Below are 25,737 nucleotides of genomic sequence, written 5' to 3'. Positions count from 1 at the left end.
TCAAATTTTCTTTTTGTATAAGTACTCTATTTATGCAGTATTTTTCACATTACTAGTGTTGTACAATCCAAATATTCTGAACTATTTGCCTACTTTATATTTTGTATTTTTGCATAGATGGACAGACATAGCAAGGAGACGAGAAGTTATAATATGAGCCAGATTAAAGGAAAAAATACTAAACCTGAAATTCTGGTTAGAAAATTTTTGTTTGCAAATGGATTTCGTTACAGACTGCATGACAAAAAATTGCCGGGAAAACCTGATATTGTTTTACGTAAGTATAAAGCTGTTATTTTTGTTCATGGTTGTTTTTGGCACGGTCACGACGGATGTGAAAAATTTGTAATCCCAAAAACTAGAACTCATTTTTGGCTTAATAAAATTAACACAAATATCTCAAACGATAACAAAAATATTGAAGCGTTAAAAAAAGATGGATGGAACGTCATTATAGTTTGGGAATGTGAAATAAAAAACGAGATAAGAATGCAAAAACTTTTAAAACAAATAACAAACTGATGCTTGAATTTTATTATAATTTTCATTTGAAATTTTTCAAAGGTAAAGGCAAACAGATTGCAGATGAACTTGCGTCTGTTTTAAAAAATGAAAAAATAAAAATAAAAGCAACGGACCAACTCAATCTTCCAATTGAATATAAAGAAAAATTAGGTGAAGAGCTGTTCACCAGATTAAATAATATTTATTTTACAATTAGACAAAATAATGGATTAAATCATCCATTATTAAAAAAATATTTACCAGAGACAAGGCAAAAACCTGAAGGATTGTTATTTGCGGACTTTTTCAGTGGTGCCGGAGGATTAAGTCAAGGGTTAATTAATGCTGGTTTCTATCCCACATTTGTTAATGATAATAAAACTGATGCTTTAGAAACTTATTATTTTAATCACACTCTTCCTCTTGATAATTTTTATAATGGGGATATAAAAGTATTAGTTGAAAATTTTTCAAAATATAGACATCTTTTTAAAAATGTGAAAATTATCTGCGGAGGCCCTCCTTGTCAAGGATTTTCGAACGCAAACAGGTGGAATTTTGAAGTTGAAGAATCAACTCAAGAGAAACGTTTTATAGAGGATGAAAGAAATGTTCTTTATAAGTATTTTGTAAAATTATTAGGTTTGATTCAACCTGATTTTTTCATCATGGAAAATGTAAGAGGTATGATGAAGGTTGAAAAACAGATTGAAGAAGATATTCAGAAAGAAACTAATGAGGAATTCTTTTTCATTCCTCTCGAATTAGATTCTCAAAATTTTGATATTCCACAGAGCAGAAAAAGGTATATTCTTATTGGCGGAAAAGATTTTATGTTTATTGAGCAAATAAAACAAACTATTTACAACAAAAAAAATCGTACTAGTAAATATAAGCTTATCGATGCTCTTTTTGGCCTTCCTGAAATATTAACAAATCCATATAAACTTAAAGTTGATTATGAAAGTAATACTCATGGCTACAAAATCAGGAAGTTAAAAACAGAACAAAATGAGTTTTTGAAAGAAATAAACGGAAATAGAGAAATTGGTTATGTTTTTAATCATAAATCAAGATATAATAATGAGAACGATCTGGAAATATTCAGAACCTTACCAGAAGGCGAAAATTCACTTCACCCAAGTGTTCAAAAATTAAGTAATTATAATAACCGTAATCACATTTTTAAAGATAAGTATTATAAGCTTAAGCAAAATGAAGTTTGTAAAACAATAACTTCTCATATGAAATATGATTGTCACATGTATATTCATCCGATACAAGCTCGCGGGTTAAGTCCAAGAGAGGCCGCAAGGATTCAAACTTTTTCAGATGATTACGTTTTCAGAGGTTCTTTGAATGCTTGGTACCAACAGATAGGTAATGCTGTACCAGTAAAACTTGCGGAAATGATTGGTAAAGAAATAAAAAAATATTATTTATGAAATATGCAGAATTATTTTCAGGCATAGGAGGCTTTAGAAGTGCAGCAGAAAGTATTTCGAGTGATACTGATGTTAAACTGAAATGTGTTGGATTTTCTGAGATTGATAAATTTGCGGTTTCTACGTATAATAGTAATTACAATCTGAATGGAGAAATGCGAATGAATGATATCATAGAATTTGTTGAGGATAAGGAAAAACTTAAACAGCTTAAAGATTTTGAATTATTACTTGGCGGATTTCCATGTCAATCATTCAGTCTGCTAGGTAAAAAACTAGGGCTTGAAGATGAAAGAGGAAGGATTTTATTTAGTATTGATAAACTTTTGACAACAAAAAAACCAGAATTCATTGTATTAGAAAATGTAAGAAATATTATTAATCATGATAAAGGCAAAACATTAAATCAGATTCTCGACTATTTTAAAGAACATAAATATAACTATGTAAATTACGTAGTGCTCAACACTCAGAATTTTGGATTACCACAAAAAAGAGCTAGGATCTTTTTTGTTTGTAGTACAAAAAAAATCAACATTGATTTAACCGAAGAAGCAATTATTGAGAATTTCAGAAGCATAAAAAAGCATTCTCTTAAAACCTATAATAATGTCTTAGATATACTGGAAAAATCAGTTGATAAAAAATATTATCTTTCAGAAAAAATTAAACATACTATTCTTGCTGATGGATCTAAAAATTTTAAAAGCAAATCACAAATAGATCTTGAAATAGCAAGAACACTGACTGCAACAATGATGAAAATGCATAGAGCTTGTCAAGATAATTATTATTCTGATGATTTTATTATTAATGGGGAATCTCATAAAAACACTTCAAAAGAAATTCTTTTTAAAAAACCAGTTCGAAGATTAACCCCAAAAGAGGCTTTACTGCTGCAAGGATTTAATGAAACATTCTATAATAAAGCTATAGCTGCTGGAGTTAGTGAACATCAACTTTACAAGCAGGCAGGAAATGCCTTGAGTGTAAATACAGGCTATGCTCTTCTTCACTATTTATTTGTGCATCTAAAGATTCAAGAAATATGAAAAAGAATCCCAACTTTAGTAGAGAAGAACTTATACTGTGCTTAGACTTATATTTTAAAATGGATTATGGCCAAATGCATGGTAGTAATCCAGCGATTATAAAGTTAAGTAAAGATTTGAGAGAGTTGGATTTACATAAAAATATTGCAAATATCAATACTTTTAGAAGTATTAATAGTGTTTCCTTAAAATTAGCAAATTTTAAAAGATTAGATGGGAATTTTAAAGGTAAGGGTATGAAGATGGGGGGGAAAATGGATAAAGATATATGGAATGAATTTTATAAACATAGAGAAAGGCTTAAAAATGAGGCAGACGTTATTAGGCAGGTTTATTTAAAACCAAAATCAAAAATACCATCTGAAGTAAAATATAAATCTGAATTTCTTTTTCATTTTCATAAAAACAGAGAAACAGATCCATTATTTATAAAAATAAAAAAAGAAATGGCATTGGTTACTACAAATCAGCTTAAATGTGAAGTTTGTGGTTTTAATTCGCAATCTTTTTATGGAGAAATAGGAGATGACTTGATGGAAGTACATTTTGAGCTTAAAAATGAACCGACATTGGACACGACGGAAATAAAAGATTCAATAATTGTTTGCAGCAATTGTCATAAAGTGTTGGACAAAAATTTTGGACTTCTTTATGCTTCTGACTTAAAAAAGCTAATAAAAAAAACTAAATGAAAAAACAGAATCAACAATATGATATTGTAAGACCGCAGCCAGAATGCTTGCTTCAGTCAGCAAGATCTTTTGGGTATTCTGTTGAAACAGCTCTGGCAGATTTAATTGACAATAGTATTACAGCCGGAGCAAAGGAGATAAAAATTACTTTTGGAATTGATCGCTATTCTTCATATATAAAAATTGAAGATAATGGAAAAGGGATGAATGAAAAAGAATTGCTGAATGCAATGAAAATGGGTAGTTTTAATCCTCTTGATAATAGAAACAATAATGATTTAGGACGATTTGGTTTGGGGCTGAAAACCGCATCATTCTCTCAATGCAAACGACTTACTGTAAAAACAAGGAATAGATCAAATAATGAATTTATTCGCTGTTGGGATTTGGATATTGTAAAAGAAAAAAAAGATTGGATATTGCTTCGGAACTGTGCAGATAAAAACTCTGAAAAGCTTCTTGGTGAATTTTCAGATATTGGTTCAGGAACAATAATACTTTGGGAAAAACTTGACAGACTAGTTGAGTCCGAGGAATTAAAATCAGATAAAGAACATTTTTACAGAAAATTTGTGAATGTTCGTAAGCATTTAGGTCTGGTCTTTCATCGTTTTATTGAAGAGAAAAAAATCAGAATTTTTATTTTTGATGAAGAGCTACAAGCTATTAATCCTTTTAATATTTCTAATGAATATCCTTCAGTAGAACTTGCTGAAGAGCAACTTTCAATAAAGCAACAGAATATATATATACAACCATTTATACTTCCACATGAATCCAAGCTTTCTAATGTTGAAAGAAGTAATCTTGAGATAACAAAAGGATGGATAGAACACCAAGGAATTTATCTTTACAGAAATAAACGTCTTATAGCAGATGGAACCTGGCTTGACCTTGGTTTTAAGAAAAAAGAAAATCAGCGTTTGTGTAGAATCAGAATTGACATTCCAAACACTCTTGATTCTGAATGGCAAATTGATGTAAAAAAAGCTTCTGCTAAAATCCCGGATGTCATTCGCAAAAGAATTAAGACAATATGTATTATTTCTATAGAAAAAGCAATAAAGGTTTATACCCATAGAGGGGCATATCTCAGACGTACTGAGCTCAAAAAAGAAATTGTCTATTTATGGAAGGCTAGACAAAAAAAGGGTAAAAGATTTTATGAAATAAATAAAGAGCATCCGATTTATAATCTGATTGCAGACAATCTTGAAGAAGAGGCATATATTTTTAATGATTATATGAAGTTAGTTGGCGAATCATTGCCGATCAGCTTTATAGTATCAGATTTTTCTGATCATTCAATTGTAATGAAAGACTTCTTTGAAGATTCAAAAAAAGAACTTAAACTAATATATGAAAATACATTGTCAGCACTTATTAATGCTGGCTTCTCAGAGAAAGAAGCAACTGAAAAAGTAAACAGTATCGAATGCTTTCAACAATTAAAATGAATTAAAAATGAGCAGACCCTACAATTTTATTAAAAGTATTGTTAAGGATAACTATGAGCTTTTTAAAGATTCAATGTCTTATGAAGAAGCAATGGATATGGCAGTGTCAAATGTTTTGACGCCATTGGATGTTAAAAGTGTTGATCACCCATCAATTACTTTCAGTTCTAAAGAAGAAATCAGAGACTTTTTGATTTCGGAATTACAGTATGAAGTAAATATAAATCAAGGTGTTGAAGCAGGAGAATATCACACGCTTACAGATGATTCGGGGCATATTCCCTGGTATCGAGATATAGTAGCAACAGATAAGATTGATTTTAAATTTTGGAAACGTTACAGAAAATACCTTCTAAATATAAAGCAATGGCCTGTATCAACTGTAGATCGACTTGATGAAATTACTGATGATATCATAGAGAGGTTAGAAGATCCTACGGTAAAAGATAGAACATTTGATAGAAGAGGTTTGGTGGTTGGATATGTTCAATCAGGAAAAACGGCAAACTTTACCGGGTTAATTAATAAAGCAATTGATTCAGGATATAAAGTGATAATTGTTCTTAGTGGAATGCATAAGAATTTAAGAAGTCAGACCCAGATGCGAATTGATGAAGAAGTAATTGGCAGGGATACAAGTGATCAAGCACAGGTAAAAAGAATTGGTGTTACAACTTTACCAGGTGAAGGATACATTAATGTAGATACGTTTACTACTCAAAATGACAGTGGTGATTTTTCCAGAAGCTTTGCTCAACAGGTTGGAGGAGTTCAACCCGGATCTGACAGACCAATGATTCTTATTGTAAAGAAAAATGTTTCAGTTCTAGGAAATCTTATAAGATATTTTCGTGAGAGTTTAGATACGCTTAGTGATGAATACGTTTTACAGAATTCAGAAGGTGAATCAATATTAAATAATCTTCCGTTACTTTTAATAGATGATGAAGCAGATCAGGCAACACCTAATACAAGAGCGTCTGCAAACGACACTGGGGAACTTGATCCAACATCAATCAACAGAAATATAAGACAGCTCTTAAATATTTTTAATCAGAAGGCTTATGTTGGCTATACAGCCACTCCTTTTGCGAATATTTTTATGCATCATGATAATGAGCATTCATTGTATGGTAAAGATTTGTTTCCGTCATCTTTTATTATTTCAATGGAAGCACCATCTAATTATTTTGGTCCTGTTCAAGTTTTTGGCTTAAATGAAAGTGAAACAGAACAGGGTTTGCCAATCCATATAACTGTTGATGATGCTTCAATGCCAAATTCTGATTTCCTTCCATTGCGTCATCGTGCTACAGATGTACCTGACCATATACCTGAATCAATGAAAGAGGCAATCAAATGTTTCATACTAAGTTCTGCAATCAGAAGATTAAGAGGACAGGGTAATAAACATAATACAATGTTAATACATTGTACAAGATTTAATGATATACAAAATGCTGTAGGAAGATTTGTTGAGGATGAATTTAATCGTCTGAGAGAAGGTATTGCTAATGATGATAATGATATAATTCAAGAATTCAAAATTTTATTTGAAAGAGATTATATAAGAATAACAACCCAAATGGAAGGGGTATTAAATAATTGGGATGAAGTAAGAGGTAATTTAAAACCTGCTGTTTTAAAAATGGAAAGAAGACCACATATTATAAATGGAACAGCTGGCGATATTCTTGATTACAAAAACAGAGAAGGGTCTGGACTGAGTGTTATTGCTATCGGCGGAGATAAACTATCGAGAGGATTAACTCTGGAAGGTTTGACAATTAGTTATTTTACAAGAGCAAGTACATTATATGATACTTTGATGCAAATGGGAAGATGGTTTGGATATAGAACCGGATTTGAAGACCTGTGCAGAATTTACACAACTGATGATTTATTTAGTTGGTATAGGCATATTTCAACTGCATTTGAAATTTTACGAAAGGAATTTATGGAAATGAGCCGTCAAAAATCTACTCCGATGGAATTTGGTTTACGAGTCTTATCTCATCCTGATATGATGGCAACAAATGCAATGAAAATGAGACATACTACAACTTTACCATTAACATATAAAGGAAAACTTACAGAAACATCTTCTCTTTCTGGTGACAGATCAATATTAATAAACAATTCTAATGCTGTTGAAGATTTTATTCAAGAATTAAGTCCCTTTCCAATAGTACCAAAAGAAAACACTTATTTATGGACTGGAGTTCCTAAGGAAATAGTTATTTCATTTTTGGATGCATATATTTCATACAGAGGAGCGCCAGCATCAAGTACAAAAAGAATAATTGAATTTATTGAGAAACAAAAAGAAGATGATAGTCCAAATGATATTCTTGACATCTGGAATGTAGCTTTGGCATCACTTATAAGAAATACACAGGAAGGGTTAGTTCAGATTGCAGGATTAGATATCAAACCTTTTACAAGATCGATTAAAGAAGAATTTATTAACAATAGATTGTTTATCCAAAGATTAGTTAGTCCTGATGATGAAAAAATAGATTTTGAGACAGAAACAACAGCTACTAGTAAAGATCTGAGAGCATTATTACCACGATTAAATAGGCCGCTTATTACTATTTATCCTTTACTTATTGAAAATTATAGAGAAAATAGTGAAGATCCTGTTGAATTATTATCTCTGGATAAGATGCCATTTGGATTTGCAATTAGTTGGCCAAACAATAATAATCTTAAACAATCAACCTACGATATAAATAGTGTATATGAAGAGTTAGAACTGGCAAATTATGATTAACTATAAAGAAATTTGGGAGTCAATTAATAATGAATCCAAAAATAATCCTATGCAATCGCAGATTGCTAGGAGAATTCCTTCAGAAGGTTTGTTTAGTTCTTTTCTGGCAACTGATTTCAGAAAACATCTTCGTATATTATATATTAAGCTTGATAGCGATCAAGATATTTTAATTGATTCTTTGCCAAAGTTTAGAGGACTTGAAATCTCTATAATTGTTCAAAATCTTGGTGAGTTTTCCAATGCAGTTTTTCTAAAATTAACTCAGTCGATACCTAACACTGATAATATTTTTGAGTTGGTTATTTCAGATTTATGTGATAAGGTCATTCAGTTAAAGAATAAAAATAATCTTTCTGGCACATTAATAAAAACACTGTTAGAATGGAGAATATTTTTTGAGAAATATGAAAAGAAAATTCTTTCTATTTCCGCACAGAAAGGGCTTTTTGGTGAACTGCATTTCCTGAAAGATTATCTTTTTCAGAAGTATTCCTTTGCTGAATCGGTTTTATACTGGACAGGTTCAGATAAAACTACTCATGATTTTCAAATAATGAAAAAAGTTGTTGAAATAAAAACTACTTCGGGCAAACAGCATAAGAAATTTTGCATAGCTTCTGAGAAACAGCTTGATAACACAGGGATCGATTATCTTTATCTTTCATTGTTTTCAGTGAATCTTCATAGCAATTTGCCAAACTGCACACTACCTGTATTGATACGTGAAATCTGTATGCAAATTCAATATGATCCTGTTGCAACATTTCAGTTTTATGTAAAACTTTTGAAATATGGATATAATGAGGCCCTTGCTGATAAATACACTGTTGGATTTTCCATTTCTGAAAGTAAATTTTTTGATGTGAAAGAAGGGTTTCCTAGGTTACTTCAAAAAAACCTACCTAGTGGAGTTGGGGACTTGCAATATTCCATTGTAGTTGCTGCCTGTGTTCCTTTTGAAATAACAACAGACATTTTAAATTATATATAAAAAGGTTATGAATCTGTCAGAATTTGGAATAGATTTTTTAGAAAATGCTTTGATTACTGTAGAAGAAGAAAAAATTTCACAGGAAGATGCTATTACTAATGATATACTTGAGTATGCAATCGATTCAGGAGAAGTAATTGCACATGAATTGTGTCACTATAAAGTGAGAGGTATTAAAATAAATGCATGGAATTACGATGAAGAAAATGCATCGATTGACTTATTTGTAACCATTTTTAAGGGAGAGCCAAGATTGACTAAGGTTTCTGATAAAGATGTTTTGGATGCATTTAATAAAGCCGAAAATTTTTTTTGGCAAGCTAGGGATGGTAAACTTTCTGCAAAAATTGATGAATCGGATATAAATGTGTTTGATCTGGTTCAAATAATTGAACAATCAAAAAGCGAAGTGAAAAACGCAAGAATTTTTGTTCTTACAAATGGAGAAGCTTCAGCTGAGATTATTCCGGAGGCATTAGAACAAAACGGTGTCTATATAGATTTCCAATTATGGGATATGGAAAGGGTTTATCAACAATACCTTATACGTGCTGGTAAACAAAAAATTGAAATAGACTTTTTGAATGATTTTAACCATAAACTAAAATGTTTGCATATGGAAAAGGTAAGTGAAAAAGTAGATGCATTTATAGCTATCATTCCTGGAAGAATTCTAGCTTCTGTTTATGAAAAATATAGACAAGGACTTCTAGAGAAAAACGTTAGAACATTTTTACAATTTAGAGCACGAGTGAATCAAGGGATACGTGAAACTATTCGTAAAGAGCCAGATATGTTTTTTGCATATAATAATGGTATTTCAACAACAGCCGAGAAGGTTGAAGTCGAATTTGAAGATAATATACCTTATATTACAAAAATTGAGAATTGGCAAGTTGTGAATGGTGGTCAGACTACTGCGTCAATTTTCGCCACATCAACAGAAAAGGATATTGATTTGTCGAAAGTATTTGTACAAATGAAGATTTCAGTTGTTCGGCAGCAGGATGAAGTGGGAGCTATTGTAGCAAAAATTTCGCGTTTTGCAAATACACAAACAATTATTAAAGATTCCGATTTCAGCTCTAATAACGAATATCATATTGCAATCGAAAATTTTTCAAGAACAGAATGGATGCCAACAAAGACAGGAGGTAAGGCAACTAACAAATGGTTTTATGAGAGAACCAGAGGACAGTATCTTGATGAGAGATCCAAAAAGACCGTTAAAGAATCAAAAATATTCGATCGTGAATATCCTAAAAAACAAAAATTTATAAAGACAGATTTAGCAAAATATGAAATGAGTTGGTTACAGCGACCTTACGATGTAAGTAAAGGCGCTGAAAATAATTTTAAGCTCTTTACTAAAGAGCTTGCAAGCCAAAAAAATGAAATTAGCAAAATGTATTATCAAAGGCTTATAGCAAAGGCAATTTTGTTTAAAGAAATTGATAGGATAGTAGCCAAGAAAAATCTTGGCGGATACAAAGCAAACATGGTATCATATATTTTCTCATGGTTATCCTTTAAAACCAACAAAAAATTAAATCTTGATATGATATGGGAAAATCAAGGTATAAATGAAAATCTTAATAACATAATTGAACAGATGATTAGTATTGTTTGGAATCATTTGAATAATCCTTTAAAAGTAGGTATGAATATCGGAGAATGGTGTAAAAAACCAGAATGTTGGTTAACACTTAAAGATAAGTTTATTGACACTAGTATTATAAATGAGGAAATAAAAAAATTAGATTCGTATATTGAGAATGATTTAATTGGTCAAGAACTTTCACATCTAGAATTGAAAATAATAGAGGAAGCGAGTAATGTGAAAAGTGAAACATGGTTCGCTCTTGCTAAATGGGCAAAAGAATATAGTAAATTTACCCCTTTTGATAGAAAATTATCTTATAATCTTGGTGTTCTTGCAAATAGAAAAAATATTTTGTCAGTTAAACAAGCAAAAAATGCATTAAGATTATTAAAACAGGCTGCTCATGAGGGATTCTCAGAATAGACGCATTAAAGTTTAAAATTCATGAATAAAGACGCAAGTAGGAGGCATTCTGAATATGAATTCATTTTATAAGAAAATATTTAGATATGATTTTAGCACAGCACTAAATCAGCTCCTATAAAAGTACTATATCAAATTCTTTACAATATAGCGTAAGAAAAGATTTAACCACCGTCTTTAAAAGTAATATTAACAAATTCGTAAAAAAATTATTTAAAAATATAAGTTCTTTTAATTTTAATTTTTCTTGAATTTTCTGTTAAAATTATCCAAATTGTATTATGCCTTTAAGGAGTTTTCATACCAATATAATAAGAGAAAATCCTGACGAGAGTCAGGATTTTCTCTTATTTTTATTTTTAAACTCTTTTTGTAAGCGATCAATTTCTAATTCTATTTTTTGTAATTCTTTAGTGTCCAATTTTGTGAAAAGGAATAATATATTAATGTCTAAAAAGTTGCTAAGTTTTACGATATTTTCAATTGTTGGATTTGTCAATCCTCTCTCAATTCTACCTACGTGATCTTTAGAAATATTTAATTCCAATCCTAACTGGAATTGGGATAATTCTCTCCTTAATCTATAGACTTGAATTACCTTACCAATTTGAAACTTTAAATCTTCTACCTGCCATTTATACATGTAGTAAATTTTGATCTTTTAAATACTTTTCATGAAGATATATATGTCGTCTAATGTTTTTTTTATTATATTTGTAAAATAGGTTACAGATAATGTAACTTTGCGATACTTCAACGAAATATTAGAAGCTATTGCTTAGAATCTCGAAGCAGAAAACTGGTAATTTTCAAATAACAACGAGATGATAGGCTTGAAGCTCACGACCTAGGCGTGGGCTCTCTTATCTGTTGTTATGGGTATACCAGTGCCTCTGCTCGGATAATGTAGAGTTCCATGCCATTTTATTTCATGCTGTTCGCTTTATCTCTACATTAAAATCTAAGCTCGCTTACAACATAAGTATCAGAGTGCACGATACAATAGGAGGGTACAGCCTATTGTGGCTTTTTAAGCTTACATGGGACAAATTTTTCATTCATATGCTTTCCGGTGTCTGAGGTCACTGAGCTCTTTTGGACCACACACCCTTCGTTTATACCATGGGCACCCGGAAAGTTTTATTTTATCCTGATTAAATAGAATCTTAAACGACGAAAATTTACGCTATTGTTTTATAGGAACCCTATCATATTATGACTGGAAAGAAATACTGATAAACGAAATATAAATGAAAATATAAAAAAAGCCCTTTCCCTTACAGTTTGACGACATCGGGAAAGAGCGTGAGAATTTAAAGTTAATTAAAAACCTTTACAAAGCTATGAAAAAATCCTATATCAACATAGGAGGCATTGGTCTTACCCTAATGTTAACAATAGTGTGCACGCATGTCAATGCTCAGACTCAAGTTATCTCAGGTACGGTCACTGCAGGAAATAAACCTCTTTCCGGGGTGACTGTTTCAGAGAAGAATTCCAATCAAACCACCTTAACCAATTCCAAAGGTGTTTTTATGCTCACTTTAAAGATGAGTGATGCTAGTAACAATAAACAAAAGCCTGTTCTTTTGTTTAAGCATCCGCAATACAAAGAGAGAGCGATTCCTGTTATTTTGAATAAGAAGGATAATGATCATGATTCAGCAGGATTAGGACAAATGGTCATTGATATTGAACTGTCGCGTGATAATGTGGATGGTGATAGTCATGGTAAGCATGGTTATGCTGATTCTGATTCCAGTGCTAATGGTGGTATTGATCGTGATGCTCATCAGGATGCTAAGATCAAAGGAATTGAGGAAGTGATTATCAATGCAGGCTATTATAAAGTAAAAGATAAAGAGAGGACGGGTAGTATTGCCAAGGTATCGGCTAAGGATATTGAGAACCAGCCCGTCACCAATGTGCTTTCTGCGGCACAGGGACGCATGGCAGGGGTTAGCATTACACAGAACTCAGGGGTTCCCGGAGGTGGTTTTGATATTCAGATTCGGGGTAAGAACAGCCTGCGAAAGGAAGGAAACGAACCGCTGTATATTATTGACGGGGTGCCCTTAAGTGCGGAAACGCCTTCTTTATATGCTGTAACGATTCTGCCTTCAGCCTCAATTAATCCGCTGAATGCCATTAATCCTAATGATATCGAAAGTTTTGAAATATTAAAAGATGCCGATGCAACAGCCATCTATGGTTCGCGTGGAGCCAATGGGGTTGTTATTGTGACAACCAAAAAGGGTAGGAAAGGAAGAACGGAACTGAAACTGAACACCGCCTATTCTTTGAGTAAGGTTGCCAGCCACATGGAGATGATGAACACCGAGCAGTATCTCAATATGAGACGTGAAGGCTATGTCAATGATGGAGTGACAACGATTCCTGCTTCGGCGTATGATCTCAAAGCCTGGGATCAGAATCGATACACGGACTGGCAAAAAACACTGATCGGAAATACTGCCGATGCTTCGGTTGTACAGTTGTCTTTAAGTGGGGGAGCAGAGAATTCGTCATACCTTATCAGTTACGGGCATCAGGAGCAGAGTACAGTATTTCCGGCAGATTTTAAGTATAAAACGAATAATCTGACGGGTAATTTTACTTTTAGGTCGCCTGATAAAAAACTGGAGGCTAACATGAACAATACGTTTTCGTTTCAGAAAAATAATGTTCAGAATGATGACATGACCAAAAAAAGTCTTCAGTTAAGTCCCAATGCTCCGGCTTTATATGACAGTAATGGAAATCTTAATTGGGAGAACAATACGTTTAACAATCCGGTAGCATCCTTTAACAGTCAATATCTGAATTCAACAACATTCATCAACAACGGGACAAATATTTCTTATCGCCTGTTTCCGTTCCTGTCTCTGAAATTAAACGGAGGGGTAACCTATCAGGATTTTGAAGAAAGAAGTTTGAAACCTCATACCATGTATAATCCCGCATCCGGATTGACCAGCGCAAATTCCATTTCTTTACTTAACCGTCAGACCGTGTTTTCTTATCTGTTGGAACCGCAGATCAATGCAGATTTTAAATGGAAGGAACATCATTTTGATGTCCTAGTGGGAACAACTTTACAGCAGACTGAAACAAAGCAGGGCTCTATACAGGGCGTGGGCTTTGAAAGCAATGCACTGATTCAGAACCTGGGGGCAGCCAAGACCAAGACGGTATCTGATCAGGTGGTGAACCAGTATTATTATACCGCTGCTTTTGCCCGGTTCAATTATCAGTTCCGGAAAAGGTATATTCTGAATCTTACGGGTAGGAGAGACGGATCCAGCAGGTTCAGTCCCGAAAATCGTTTCGGAAATTTCGGTGCTGTAGGGGCAGCATGGATATTTTCAGATGAGCCATGGATGAAGAAATTATCATGGCTGAGTTTTGGAAAGCTTAGGGGAAGTATCGGAACAACAGGGAATGATAAAATAGGAGATTATCAGTACCTGAATACTTATTCGGTAACAACCAATATCTATAACGGCATTACCGGATTGTCTCCCTCAAGGTTGTACAACCGTGATTTTAGCTGGGAAAAGACAAGCAAAAAAGAGATTGCCCTTGAATTGGGGTTTCTGAAGAACAGACTAAATCTGTCGGCCGCTTTCTACAGCAATACCTCCTCCAATCAATTGGTAGGTATTCCGCTGCCGGCAACAACGGGATTTCCAACGATTCAGTCGAATCTTCCTGCAAAAGTCAGAAATACAGGATGGGAATTTGATCTGTCAGCACAGATACTGAGAGCTGGAGAGCTACGCCTGGAATCATCTTTGAACCTGTCCATACCCCGAAATACTTTGTTAGAATTTCCGAATCTTGAAGGTTCAACCTATGCGAACCAATACGTCATCGGATATCCCATGACCCTTGTTAAAGTATATCAGTTTGAAGGGGTCAACCCTCAGACTGGGCTCTACAGTTTTACGGATTTTAATGGTGACGGAAAAATCAGTTCACCCGATGATAATAAAGTGGTGGAGAAAATCGGTGTGGAGTTTTTCGGTGGATGGACCGCTGCTATGAAATATAAAAGGTGGTCAGCATCATTTCTTTTCCAGTTTGTCAAACAAAGAAACTGGAACTACAATAAAAGTATGCTGATTCCGGGAATAATGAGCAATCAGCCTGTGGAAGTATTAAATGCATGGTCGCCGTCAAATCCGAATGGAACGTACATGCAGTACAGTGCAGGAACAAATGCACAGAAAAATGCTTTGCATTCTTATTTTCAGAATTCCACGGCAGCCATCAGTGATGCTTCTTTTATACGTCTTAAAAATGTACAGATCAACTACAGTATTCCTGTTCAGAAGATGGGAATCAAGGAAGCCATGATTTATGTGCAGGGACAGAATCTTCTTACGCTGACCAACTATTTTGGGATTGATCCCGAGTTTACAGTGGTGGGATATCTTCCTCCGCTGAAGACCTACTCATTAGGATTTCAACTCACTTTTTAACCTCTATGTTCTATTACAATGAAAACAATAGTAAAACCATATATGATCATCATTGCTGTTTCTGCAGCATTAACCGCTAGTTCCTGTGAGCAGTGGATAGAAACAGATTTTCCTTCCAATCAATTACCCACAGAACTGGTATTTGAAGATGAACAGACCGCCGAGGCTGCTTTAGCCGGGCTCTATGCTAACTTATGGAATAATTCTTTGATCTCCGGAGGATCAGACGGAATGGGGCTTCTATTAGGTATGTATACCGATGAAATTGCTTCAGTGTCTTCACCGGGAAGCAACAGCATTATTGATTTGTATTACAATCAGCAAATATCAAGCAACCTGATTGTATCCAATGTGTGGACAAATGCTTATCAGCATATTTATGCAGCAAACAGTATCATTGAAGGGGTAAAGAATTCCAAAACCCTTTCTCAAAGTGCCAGAAACCGTATCACCGGAGAAACTCTCTTCATCCGATCTTTACTGTATTTCTATTTACAGCAGATCTATGGAGAGATACCATACACCGATACGACAGATTATCAGATTAACAGCAAACTTTCCAAGCTTTCAGCCGATGATTTGCTAAGCCGTATAGATGCTGATTTGGAGCAGGCAGTGAATCTTTTACCTTCTGCATACCGGAATGCCGAACGGATTTATGTGAATAAGAACATCGCAAATCTGCTTTGGGCAAAATTGAAAATACTGCGTAAACAATGGCCTGAGGCTGAAAATCTTCTGCAATTGGTATTGCAGTCCTCGGATTATGCTTTTCAAAATGATATCACAAAGGTTTTTCAGAAAACGGGTACGCACATCATCTGGCAGCTGAAACCCAGAAACAGCGGCGATGCAACAAAGGAAGCAGCCCTCTATAATTTCTCAGGAATTCCGACAACCTATATGCTCAACGTAGATCTGGTGAACAGCTTTTCGGCAAATGATCTGCGTAAGCAGATTTATATTGCTACCGTGACGTCCCAAGGACAGACGAATTACAGAGCGGTAAAATATAAAAACCTTGCCGGAGCCAACACTTCTGAGGACTCGGTTATTTTCAGGTTGGAGGAAGTTTACCTTCTGTATGCTGAGGTTCTCATTCAGCAAAATAAAGTTGCTGAAGCAATTCCTTACATCAATAGAACCCGGCAAAGAGCTGGTCTGTCGGCCCTTTCGACAGGATTGAATCCCACTTCTGCTAAAGAAGAATTAAAACAGGAGAAAAGAAAAGAGTTTTTCTCTGAACATGGAACCCGTTTTTTTGATTTAAAAAGATGGGGGCAATTGGATCAGCTGGCGTCGGTAAAAACAAACTGGAAATCTTACCATCGTCAATGGCCTCTTCCTCAGAAAGAACTTCTGCTGAATCCTAATCTGAATCCTCAAAATGAAGGGTACTAAAGAAAAGTGTATGGATGAGATAATTAAAATTAACAAGAAGTAAGACAATGAAAATATTGAATAGGCTTATAGAACTGCTCATCATTATTGTGATGGCGTTGTTACAAAAGCTTCCCGCACAAAGTAATATTGAGAAACTAGAGAAAATAGTTCAGCAATCCGAAGAAATTCGTTTGTTGCAAGTATCGAGAGACGGACGGTGGATGATGTGGCAGGGAGTATACGAAACAAAACCTTCGGAGATGAAGATCATAGATACAAAACATCCTGAAAAGATGATGAAGTTTGATGCTAAAAATATACTGTTTATCCATGATCATAATCTGCTGATTCAAAAGGGAAGTGCAGTAGAGTTTAAAGACCCGGTAAAAGGAACGACAAAAGAGTTTCAAAACGTAAAAGCATTCGGATCCATTGAATCAAATGATCTTTTTTGGATCCATTATGATGCGAAAAAGGCTAACGCGGTTGAAGTGTACAGTAAAGATTTGAAAGTGATTTACAAAATGTCTGAAGTCGACCGGGTTAAGCCGTTAGATCAGAATTTAGCGTTCTACACAAGTACTGATGAATTGAAGGAAATTTCAATTTTCAGCAGTGTTCAAAAAAAATCTGAAAAAATATACAGCGGAAAAAGTGAGGTGTATTCACTGGCGGAATCCAAAATAGCATCTGGCGGATGGTTGATGACTGTAATGGAAAAGCAAGGTTTGAAAGCTATCTACGTGGATCACAATCATCAATCGAAAGAATTGATAGTGAATGGGCAAAAGTACTTTGATGTAATCAGTAATAAGCCGTCGGCTAATGAAGATGGATTGTTTTTGTTTTTAGGGAATTACGAAAAAATGAACAATGACGCACTCGATATTTGGTATGGCAATGAAGTCAATCTCACAGGACACTTTCGTAAGGTTTATGAACCTAATCGTGTGATCTGGTTTCCTGAAGAAAATAAAATCCAACAGATAGACAGCCGTTTTATCGACGGTATTGCAGCAGGAAAATCAGGCATGTACCTGTCGATTGAAAAGAATCCTAATCAAGTAGATTACAGGGATACGGAAATTAGTCCTGTCCCTGAAAAGACTTTTTTGTATGATACAAAAACGGGATCAGATATTTATGTTGACGAAATTCTTAAATATACAATGGTTGATCCTTTAGGTAAAATTTTGTTGTATAAAAAAGATGGACAATGGATAAGCTACGAAATAGCTACAGGGAAAAAAACAGCCCTGTCTATTGGAATTGATGCTTCTCCGTACTTCGCAGGTGAAACTGTATTATGGACTTTAAACAATGAATTGTGGTCTCAGGATATGAAGAACTCAAAGTTGCACAAGCTAAAGACTTTTGAGGGGAAACTGGAAGTTCTGAACGCAAGAAAGGATCCTATCTATAATGATAATAATATTTCAGGGTTTGTTGTCGATTTGCACCAGGAACTGCTGTTAAAAGTTATTGCTGAAGATGATGTAAAACATTCGGTTATCAGTTGGAAAAATGGAGTTGTCAAAACGGTTATTAATCAGACGAATGATAAAATTAGTTCACTGTCCGGGAATAATACCTCCAAATCACACTATTGGATTGCTGAAAATTACAATAAAAATCCGATGATCATGAAGAAAGGCTATGTAAAAAAGACAGCGGTGCAACTGTATGAATCAAAACAGCCGGATACTACGGTAAAAATTGGGATGAAGCGATTACATTACAAAGGGCCTAATAATGAAGACTTAACTGCATTGTTGTATTTACCGCCGAACATAAAGAAGAATGAAAAACTGCCTGTAGTAGTATATATCTATGAAGTTCAAAGAAAGTATCACAATGATTATTTGCAGCCCACTTTCAAAAATCAGGATGGATTCAGCATTCGGCTATTGCTGGAAGCAGGTTTTATGGTGATGTTGCCGGATATCACAAAGGGATCTGAAGGTCCGGGAATTTCAGCGCTCTATTGTGTGAATCAGGCAATGGATCAGCTTACGAAAATTAAGGAGGCTGACATGACAAAGGTAGGACTGATGGGAAGGTCATTTGGAGGATATGAAACCAATTTTATTGCAACGCAAACGAACCGATTTGCAGCCTATATTTCAGGAACTGGTTTTTCAGACCCTATGCATTCCGCATTTGCGTTTAATTATGGTAGCTATTCTCCTGACTATGCACGCTTGGAACATGGACAGTATTCATTTGGAGATTTTTCAGAAAATAAGGAAAAGTATATTAAAAACAGTCCTTTATTTTATATGGAGCAGGTTACAGCTCCTATGCTGCTATGGTCAGGTCTGAAGGATAAAAATGTCAGTCCCGAAGGAAATAAATCAACATTCAGTGCTCTTAGGAAATATAGAAAACAGGTCATCGCATTGTTCTATACTGACGAAAATCACGGTATTATAGATTCCAAACTTCAGAAAGATCTTACAACGAGAATAATAGAGTGGTGGGAGTATTTTTTAAAAGGAAAAAGAAATGTTCCGTGGATATTGAAACAAACGAAGGATGCTGTTTAGCATCCTTCTTTGGTTAATTGGTTGATGGTTAAGGTATTTTGAACAATACATTGACACAACCTTGATCAAAGAGATTGTGCTGTCCCAAAGAGTCTGTATAAGTACAGATTTCATCGTTAAATTCTGTGCTGCAAGAATTAGTGGTTTCGACACATTCTTCTCCTACCGGAGCCATTGGATCATAACGGAATCCGTTTTGAATTGCACTTTCTGTTTTGTCTGACGCTGTGGAAGCGTACGCACTTCCGATTCCTAAAGCGAAAATAGCTAGAGGCAGCGCGATTTTTCTCATTTTTTTCATGATGTAAAATTTGTTTTGGTGCCTACTCTTGGATCAGGTTTTCGGCTTCCCCTGAATGAAATGTTGAGTAATGTTTTGCGCTAAACGATATCTGATCAACTCATTTCCAATAATTGTAAATAGGGTATTGTTACTGACCATCAGTCCCGTCATCGACGACTCAGAGGTTTTTGGCAAATAAAAACTACCCAGGTATTTTTGCTCACTGATAGCATACATATCAATACTAAAAGATTTTTTCCATTGCTTTTTATCTTCGGATTTTCCCATACGGGGTGATTCGATAAAAAGAACACCCTTATACACAAATGCGGTTCTATTAACAGTCGTTGAAGGATTTTTCATTTTTTTAGTTCCGTCGGACAGCTGGGTCACCTCAATCTTTGGGATCTGGAGATTGTCAATGGTTTGAAAAGTATGGCTGTGTTCAAGCTGCTGGTCTGCAACGACAAATTGATTCCTATAATTGTAGACATAGACCAACTTCTCCGCAGTCTCATCAAATAACAATTTTCCATCGGTATCAAAGATTCCGTCATTGATTTTCTCCAAAAGATTTGGTTTCAACAGTGATGAAGGGTAGGAGCCTGTTGATAACAGCCCTAAAGACTGAATATCTTCTTTTTTAGAATAACCGATCATTGCGAAATGATCTTCTATCATTGGTTGAAGTTGCAAAAAATAGCTCTGATGAAAACTGATGGTACGCATCTTTTCTTTTCCCACAGTCCCCTGATAAATAACGGGTACTGTTCCATCGAAAAAATAGAAATTCGGATGGTTAACTTTTATACGTGGACTCTTGAACTCAAAGTTAAATTGATCCGGAATAACGGTATGCTGTTTTAGATCGTTGAGTTTCGCATCCATGCTGTAATATACAAACGGTGTTTTACTGTTACCCAGATAAATGGAATCGTCACTGGAACCTGCAAAATAATAGGAATCGAGTTCAAGGTTATATTTTTTTTCCAAATCAAAAGGATGTTTCAGCAATCGGCGGGTAAAGTTGTTTTCTTTTATCAGCATATACTCGGATCTCTGGTAGAGTAGTACCAATGAAATTCCACATAGGATTGAAATTAGTAACAGCAGGATCGCAGGTTTAATGATGCGATGGCCAGAGATCTTTGTTTTTACAATAAGCACAACACCAGCAATAATCACACAGACGATATTGAAAACCAGATGGGTATTCCAGCCCATCTTTTCCAGAATACCACCACATGAACAGGGAACAAACTCACTGTAATGTAAAATAATATAAATGTAAAAGGTGAATAAGACCATTAAAGTAAATGAAGCATATAAACCCAAAAGCCTTGAGCGCTCAAAAATAAGAAGCCCACAGATTACAAGTTCAACGGCTAAAATTCCGTACGATACCAAACCTGAAATAATATTCAATAAAGGCGATTGGGTAATCTGAACCTGAAACGTTTCAAAGTCCATGATCTTGCTGATGGCAGCATAGCAAAATAAAAGGATGAAAAAGAAGCAGGCCAAAGTATACAACCGTTCAATAAATTGTGTCATAGCATTAGTTTTATTTAGTTAACAGGCTATCAGTAATTTCCAGAGTACCTTTCTGCCACAGTAAGGTGGCATTTCAGCACCCTCCATGAGAGCGATGGTCGTTTTAAAACTCCCCACACTCTCCCAAATACCACTGGTCGGACATGGTGACCCTGTGGCAATTGATAAAGAAGTGTGAGGATTCATCACCATTCTTTATTTTGTTGAACTTTGCCGCCAGTCGTCTCCATCACGAACCGGAGGATCTTTTACAATTACTATTTCTGATCCTGACTTTGTAGAATCTTTGGCGGAGTTATGTTCCTTTTCCTGTTTTGCAAGTGATCTATCCAGTGGTAATTCGGTCTGCTCAAGACTAAGGCTACGATCAGTGCATTGATGTACAATCAATGTCAAAAATATCGTGCTGATAAGTAAGATTAGTTTTTTCATTTTTTTCATTTTTTTGAGACTTGATCCGGCCGGATTCAATTGAATTGTTGAACCAAAATTAGCTGCTTTAGCCATCTGGAAACAGTTTTTGAAGGTGCTATTTTAAAATTGAGACGTCTCAATTTTAAAATAGAGACATGAAAATAATTGCACAATGCACCTGCTGGAAACAGTTACTGGATAAAATCTCTTTTCGTTTCCGTAATTCTTTAAAATTGGAATTATTACGTTTTTAATTGCCTACTTTTGGGAGGTGTGGTTAATATAGAAGAGCTATGAAAAAGTGTAAATACTTTCTGTTTGTATTTTCGCTGTTTTCACTGTGGGTATATTCTCAAAAAAACAGTGCTGAAACATACAGCGATATTCGAAAGAATTATGAAAAAATGTTGAATGACGATCGGAGGGCACTTCCTTTCGTTAAATTGTACATTAATAAGGCTAAAAAAGAGAAGAATAAGGAAAAACTGGTTCAGGGATACCGTGATGCGCGACAATACTGCGTATCGCTGGACAAGAAATTTAAATATGCTGACAGTACGATTCAGGCAGCTATTGCTTTGAATGATTCTGCCGAGATCAGCAAGGCTTATCTTAGCAAAGGAATCTTATTCTATTTTAATGCAAAAAAGTATAAAGCAGCTTTAGATCATTATCTTAAAGCATACCAGTTTGCTGAACATTCTAAAGATCAGTATCATAAATATAAAGTGATCTATCACATGGGAATTGTTAAAAGCCATCTTGGATATTATGAAAAAGCATTGCAGCATTTTTTAGATTGTACGCGCTTTTACCAATACTCGTTAGAAAAAGATCTGCATGAAAATGAACTGTATAATTACAGTAAAGGGTATTATAACAGTTTGCATCAACTGGCTGTTGTATATCGGTATCTGGGTGAGTTTGATAAAGTTGACAGCTTGGCTGAACTCGGTCTTAAAAATACAGTCAGTAAACCGGACTACTTTCTGGAAAACAGCTATTTTCACAAAAGCAAGGGGCTTGTGTACTTTAATAAGAAAGATTATAAAAATTCAGAGATAAGTTTAAGAAAAGCGTTGCCCGGAATCGTAAAAAGAAATGACTTCGCCACATGTTCCATCATCTACCTGCATCTGGGGAAGATTTATTTTTCACGGAATGAAGTGGACAAATCAATGAATAATTTCATGAAAATCGATTCCATATTTAACAAACAGCAGTTTATTTTGCCGGAAGCAGCCGATTGCTATCGTTATCTTATGAATAATGCTGCAAAAACAGATAATGTTGACAAGCAGTTGTATTACACCAACCAGCTTTTAAAAGCCGACCATGCAATCAATAAAGACTTTTCATACATCGCGTCGAAAATCTGTAGGGACTACGATGTTGATTCGCTAAAAAAAGAAAGGGATAGTCTAGAGAGAAAGGAAAAGAGGAAATTGCACTATGCAATCATTTTAATTGGACTGGCAGCGGTAATCATTATCATTTTCTGCATTCGTTTTTACCGTGATCGTGAGATCAGGATACAATATGATAAATTACAGCAAAAACTTAATGGCAATGAATCAGGAAATGATAAAGAAACCGTCGACGATATCCCCATACGAAAAACTTCTTTATCACCGGAATTAACTGAAGAATTACTTCAAAAACTAAAGATCTTCGAAGAAACGTTATATTTTAAGAAGAAAGGACTAACACAGAAAAGCGTAGCAACAAAACTGGGAACCAACTCTCATTATTTGTCCATTTTAATCAATGAAAATAAAGGAGTGAACTTTAATAGGTATATGGCGGAACTTAGGATCAATTACATCACTAATCTTCTGAATACGGATAGGAAATATTTGCTTTATACTATTGAAGCTCTTGCAGAGGAATGCGGAATCGCAGCCAGACAGAATTTTTCTGCTCTTTTCTATGAAATTAATGGTATCCGTCCAAAAGATTATATCAGAAAAAGAAAAGAAGAACTGAACAAGAATATCTAAAGAGGTCATGATTATATCAGTTGCTGATAAAAATTCGTATTGTACGGAAATTGTAGGTTGTTGATTTTTAATTTTTAATCCATAATGTTTGAATAAAAGTTTGTAATTTTCTTAAAAAAGGACATGGAAACAAAAGCAATTTTTAAACAAACAAAACAGCTGTATGCACAATTAAAAACAGATTTGGAGCAGATTGAACTCGAACAGAAGGATATAATTATCATAGCCGAGTACAGTCTGATGAAAATTGATGACGCTATTAAAGAATTGAAATACCTAATTAGTGATCATATTTTTAACAATATCGCTGAAGAGATCTATTTCTTTAAGGAGGTAAAGCCTCTTTTTATTTCATTGTTTATTTACTACTCTACTACATTAAGTATCGAAACCTATAAACCCGTTGCTGGACACAAATCTTTAAAAAAACACTTTGAGAGCGAACTTGAAAAAATTCAGGCTTATTATCAAGAAAATGCCGAATTCTGTAGTTATTACAAGAGAAAAGCTACCTATTTAGATCACAAATATTTTGTCAGAAATTCTTTTGATATTAAGATGAATATTCCGCTTGCATATTATAACTACGATTCAAATTTCACGACTTCTCATGACCACCATGTGTCTCAGATTATGGCTTACAAGAAAATGGAACATTATTTAAAAAAGTCAATATCCGACATTCAGAAGGGCAGTATTACAGAATCTTCACCAAACGCGACCATAACTTGGTCTGCTCCGAAAGTAGCACTTATTGAACTTATATACGGACTCTACCATATGCGTTGTTTTAATGGGGGCAATATTGAACTCAGTGAAGTAATGAAGTTTGTTGAAAAATCATTGGTGATCGATTTGGGGAACTATCATAAAACCATCTTTGAGATCAGAAACAGGAAAAATGGGACCACGAAATTTTTGAAAAATCTGAGCGATAATCTTAATCAGCATTTCGCAGATAGTGAGCAATTATAACCGGTACATAGCGGTAATCCTTATGGTAATGATTAGTTTAAACTGAGGCAAAATTTTCATTTCGTTGTAATTTTTTTCGGTATAACGAAAAAGTAGTGATTTTTTTTCAGAATCTATTTCAAAATTTGCAGATAATAAAAATCATTAAAATAAAATCATGAATATTGACCATACTGAATTTATTATGTGGATGGATAGGATCATGAAACGATTTGATATCCTGCACGAAAGAGTCAAAGAAAACAACAATGAATTATTCAGCATTGACGGTGATCAGCTTCTTGACAACCAGGATGTTCTTCAGATGCTGAAGATCAGTGCAAGATCCCTACAAAGATACAGATCAACACAGAAATTACCTTATTATACCATTAGTGGAAAATTGTACTATAAATTGTCTGATGTTCATCAACTTATAAGGGAAAGCTTAACTTCACCACGAAAGAATCACAAGTAGGATAGAATGACACCGTATTTTAAGAATAATTTTGCCGCAACAGATATTCAATTGTTTTATTGAATACTTGTTTTGTATCTTTGTTAAAATTTTAAATTATGAAAAATATACTGTTCTTATGTTTGTTTTTGCTGCAAAACCTGAATATTATTGCGCAACAATTACATGACCCGTGGACTTCCTCTGAATTAAAAGATCCATTAGAATTAGCCGAAGCTATTAATATCGCATAGTTTAATTTAAATTAGATTTCCAACAGCGTCAACATCTTCGAAATATATAGCAACAGGAATTAATTCATATCCTAATAAATAAGAAGTTTTAACTCGATGACGGCCGTCTTCGAATTCAATTTTTTTATCAAAGGTGTTATAATGCACTTTTGGGGGATCAAGATATTCTTTATTGATCCAATGCTGAATTATTCTGTATATTCTATGATTATTATTAATGTTAACATTTTCAGGAAGGAATAGAGATGTCATATCTACCTCTCTAAAATAAGAATTGTTGACCAATTCTTCGGTTCTTACTAAATGTATTTTAAAAATACCTTCTTCAGGAAGTAAGTCTGAAGCTTTTAAAGAGGAACTGTTTTCATTGACAGCCCAATAAGGCTTAGGTGCTAATAATTTTATATCTTCAACCGTTTTTACTAAGAATTCTTTTATTAAATCTGCCATAATCAAAGGTAA

Annotated in this window: 20 protein-coding genes; 15 read left to right on the top strand and 5 right to left on the bottom strand. The window is 34.3% G+C overall.

Features of this window, described 5'->3' with window-relative positions; genetic code table 11:
- Positions 1–117 precede the first annotated feature (117 nt).
- From ACR1PN_RS12380 to ACR1PN_RS12345, 8 genes are read left to right on the top strand one after another with little or no spacing between them, the layout of a single operon-like run.
- Positions 118–522 (top strand): very short patch repair endonuclease, encoded by a 405-nt coding sequence (locus ACR1PN_RS12380; RefSeq protein ID WP_433980285.1) that lies wholly within the window; start codon positions 118–120, stop codon positions 520–522.
- A complete protein-coding gene (locus tag ACR1PN_RS12375) occupies positions 522–1,949 on the top strand; it encodes a DNA cytosine methyltransferase (protein ID WP_433980284.1) in 1,428 nt (475 codons plus the stop codon). Before ACR1PN_RS12380 ends, ACR1PN_RS12375 begins: the two co-directional genes overlap by 1 nt.
- The gene (locus ACR1PN_RS12370; RefSeq protein ID WP_433980283.1) at positions 1,946–3,001 is read left to right on the top strand and encodes a DNA cytosine methyltransferase; all 1,056 of its coding nucleotides are present in this window, start codon (positions 1,946–1,948) and stop codon (positions 2,999–3,001) included. The genes ACR1PN_RS12375 and ACR1PN_RS12370 overlap by 4 nt, the downstream gene beginning before the upstream one ends.
- Positions 2,998–3,693, top strand: coding sequence for a hypothetical protein (locus tag ACR1PN_RS12365; RefSeq protein ID WP_433980282.1), 696 nt, complete (start codon positions 2,998–3,000; stop codon positions 3,691–3,693). The genes ACR1PN_RS12370 and ACR1PN_RS12365 overlap by 4 nt, the downstream gene beginning before the upstream one ends.
- Entirely contained in the window at positions 3,690–5,150 is a 1,461-nt protein-coding gene (locus tag ACR1PN_RS12360; protein WP_433980281.1) for an ATP-binding protein, read from the top strand. The genes ACR1PN_RS12365 and ACR1PN_RS12360 overlap by 4 nt, the downstream gene beginning before the upstream one ends.
- Positions 5,151–5,157: 7 nt before the next feature.
- Positions 5,158–7,926, top strand: coding sequence for a Z1 domain-containing protein (locus tag ACR1PN_RS12355; protein ID WP_433980280.1), 2,769 nt, complete (start codon positions 5,158–5,160; stop codon positions 7,924–7,926).
- Positions 7,919–8,920, top strand: coding sequence for a PD-(D/E)XK motif protein (locus ACR1PN_RS12350; protein ID WP_433980279.1), 1,002 nt, complete (start codon positions 7,919–7,921; stop codon positions 8,918–8,920). The genes ACR1PN_RS12355 and ACR1PN_RS12350 overlap by 8 nt, the downstream gene beginning before the upstream one ends.
- A 7-nt stretch (positions 8,921–8,927) precedes the next feature.
- Entirely contained in the window at positions 8,928–10,946 is a 2,019-nt protein-coding gene (locus ACR1PN_RS12345; RefSeq protein WP_433980278.1) for an AIPR family protein, read from the top strand.
- A gap of 334 nt (positions 10,947–11,280) precedes the next feature.
- Here ACR1PN_RS12345 and ACR1PN_RS12340 read toward each other — a convergent pair whose 3' ends face one another.
- Positions 11,281–11,589, bottom strand: coding sequence for a helix-turn-helix domain-containing protein (locus tag ACR1PN_RS12340; protein ID WP_433980277.1), 309 nt, complete (start codon positions 11,587–11,589; stop codon positions 11,281–11,283).
- A 700-nt stretch (positions 11,590–12,289) separates the two neighbouring features.
- Here ACR1PN_RS12340 and ACR1PN_RS12335 point away from each other — a divergent pair.
- From ACR1PN_RS12335 to ACR1PN_RS12325, 3 genes are read left to right on the top strand one after another with little or no spacing between them, the layout of a single operon-like run.
- A complete protein-coding gene (locus tag ACR1PN_RS12335) occupies positions 12,290–15,430 on the top strand; it encodes a SusC/RagA family TonB-linked outer membrane protein (RefSeq protein WP_433980276.1) in 3,141 nt (1,046 codons plus the stop codon).
- A gap of 18 nt (positions 15,431–15,448) precedes the next feature.
- The gene (locus ACR1PN_RS12330) at positions 15,449–16,831 is read left to right on the top strand and encodes a RagB/SusD family nutrient uptake outer membrane protein (RefSeq protein ID WP_433980275.1); all 1,383 of its coding nucleotides are present in this window, start codon (positions 15,449–15,451) and stop codon (positions 16,829–16,831) included.
- Positions 16,832–16,878: 47 nt separating this feature from the next.
- A complete protein-coding gene (locus tag ACR1PN_RS12325; protein WP_433980274.1) occupies positions 16,879–19,359 on the top strand; it encodes an alpha/beta hydrolase family protein in 2,481 nt (826 codons plus the stop codon).
- A 28-nt stretch (positions 19,360–19,387) separates the two neighbouring features.
- On the opposite strand, the gene ACR1PN_RS12320 is transcribed toward ACR1PN_RS12325, so the two are convergent.
- The 3 genes from ACR1PN_RS12320 to ACR1PN_RS12310 all read right to left on the bottom strand — a co-directional run bounded on the left by ACR1PN_RS12320 (position 19,388) and on the right by ACR1PN_RS12310 (position 21,703).
- Complete coding sequence (locus ACR1PN_RS12320; protein ID WP_433980273.1) at positions 19,388–19,660, bottom strand: DUF6520 family protein; 273 nt, start codon at positions 19,658–19,660, stop codon at positions 19,388–19,390.
- A gap of 33 nt (positions 19,661–19,693) precedes the next feature.
- Positions 19,694–21,196, bottom strand: a complete 1,503-nt coding sequence (locus ACR1PN_RS12315) for a MauE/DoxX family redox-associated membrane protein (RefSeq protein WP_433980272.1) — start codon at positions 21,194–21,196, stop codon at positions 19,694–19,696.
- 195 nt (positions 21,197–21,391) lie between these two features.
- Positions 21,392–21,703 (bottom strand): hypothetical protein, encoded by a 312-nt coding sequence (locus tag ACR1PN_RS12310; protein ID WP_433980271.1) that lies wholly within the window; start codon positions 21,701–21,703, stop codon positions 21,392–21,394.
- Between the two features lie 200 nt (positions 21,704–21,903).
- Between ACR1PN_RS12310 and ACR1PN_RS12305 the strand changes: the two genes are divergently transcribed.
- The 4 genes from ACR1PN_RS12305 (at position 21,904) to ACR1PN_RS12290 (ending at position 25,275) form a co-directional block, all read left to right on the top strand.
- Positions 21,904–23,610, top strand: coding sequence for a helix-turn-helix domain-containing protein (locus tag ACR1PN_RS12305; protein ID WP_433980270.1), 1,707 nt, complete (start codon positions 21,904–21,906; stop codon positions 23,608–23,610).
- A 123-nt stretch (positions 23,611–23,733) separates the two neighbouring features.
- Positions 23,734–24,585, top strand: coding sequence for an RteC domain-containing protein (locus ACR1PN_RS12300; RefSeq protein WP_433980269.1), 852 nt, complete (start codon positions 23,734–23,736; stop codon positions 24,583–24,585).
- 157 nt (positions 24,586–24,742) lie between these two features.
- A complete protein-coding gene (locus ACR1PN_RS12295) occupies positions 24,743–25,042 on the top strand; it encodes a helix-turn-helix domain-containing protein (protein ID WP_433980268.1) in 300 nt (99 codons plus the stop codon).
- A 98-nt stretch (positions 25,043–25,140) separates the two neighbouring features.
- Entirely contained in the window at positions 25,141–25,275 is a 135-nt protein-coding gene (locus ACR1PN_RS12290) for a hypothetical protein (protein WP_433980267.1), read from the top strand.
- Between the two features lie 6 nt (positions 25,276–25,281).
- Here ACR1PN_RS12290 and ACR1PN_RS12285 read toward each other — a convergent pair whose 3' ends face one another.
- Positions 25,282–25,725 carry a hypothetical protein gene (locus ACR1PN_RS12285; RefSeq protein ID WP_433980266.1) on the bottom strand — a complete coding sequence of 148 codons (444 nt, stop codon included), beginning with the start codon at positions 25,723–25,725 and terminating at the stop codon, positions 25,282–25,284.
- Positions 25,726–25,737: the final 12 nt, after the last annotated feature.

The sequence above is a fragment of the Chryseobacterium sp. RLHN22 genome (assembly GCF_051011795.1).
In the GTDB taxonomy this organism is placed as follows: Bacteria; Bacteroidota; Bacteroidia; order Flavobacteriales; family Weeksellaceae; genus Chryseobacterium; species Chryseobacterium zhengzhouense.
Note: the sequence above shows the minus strand (reverse complement) of the source record. Positions and strands in the feature narration are given on the sequence as shown.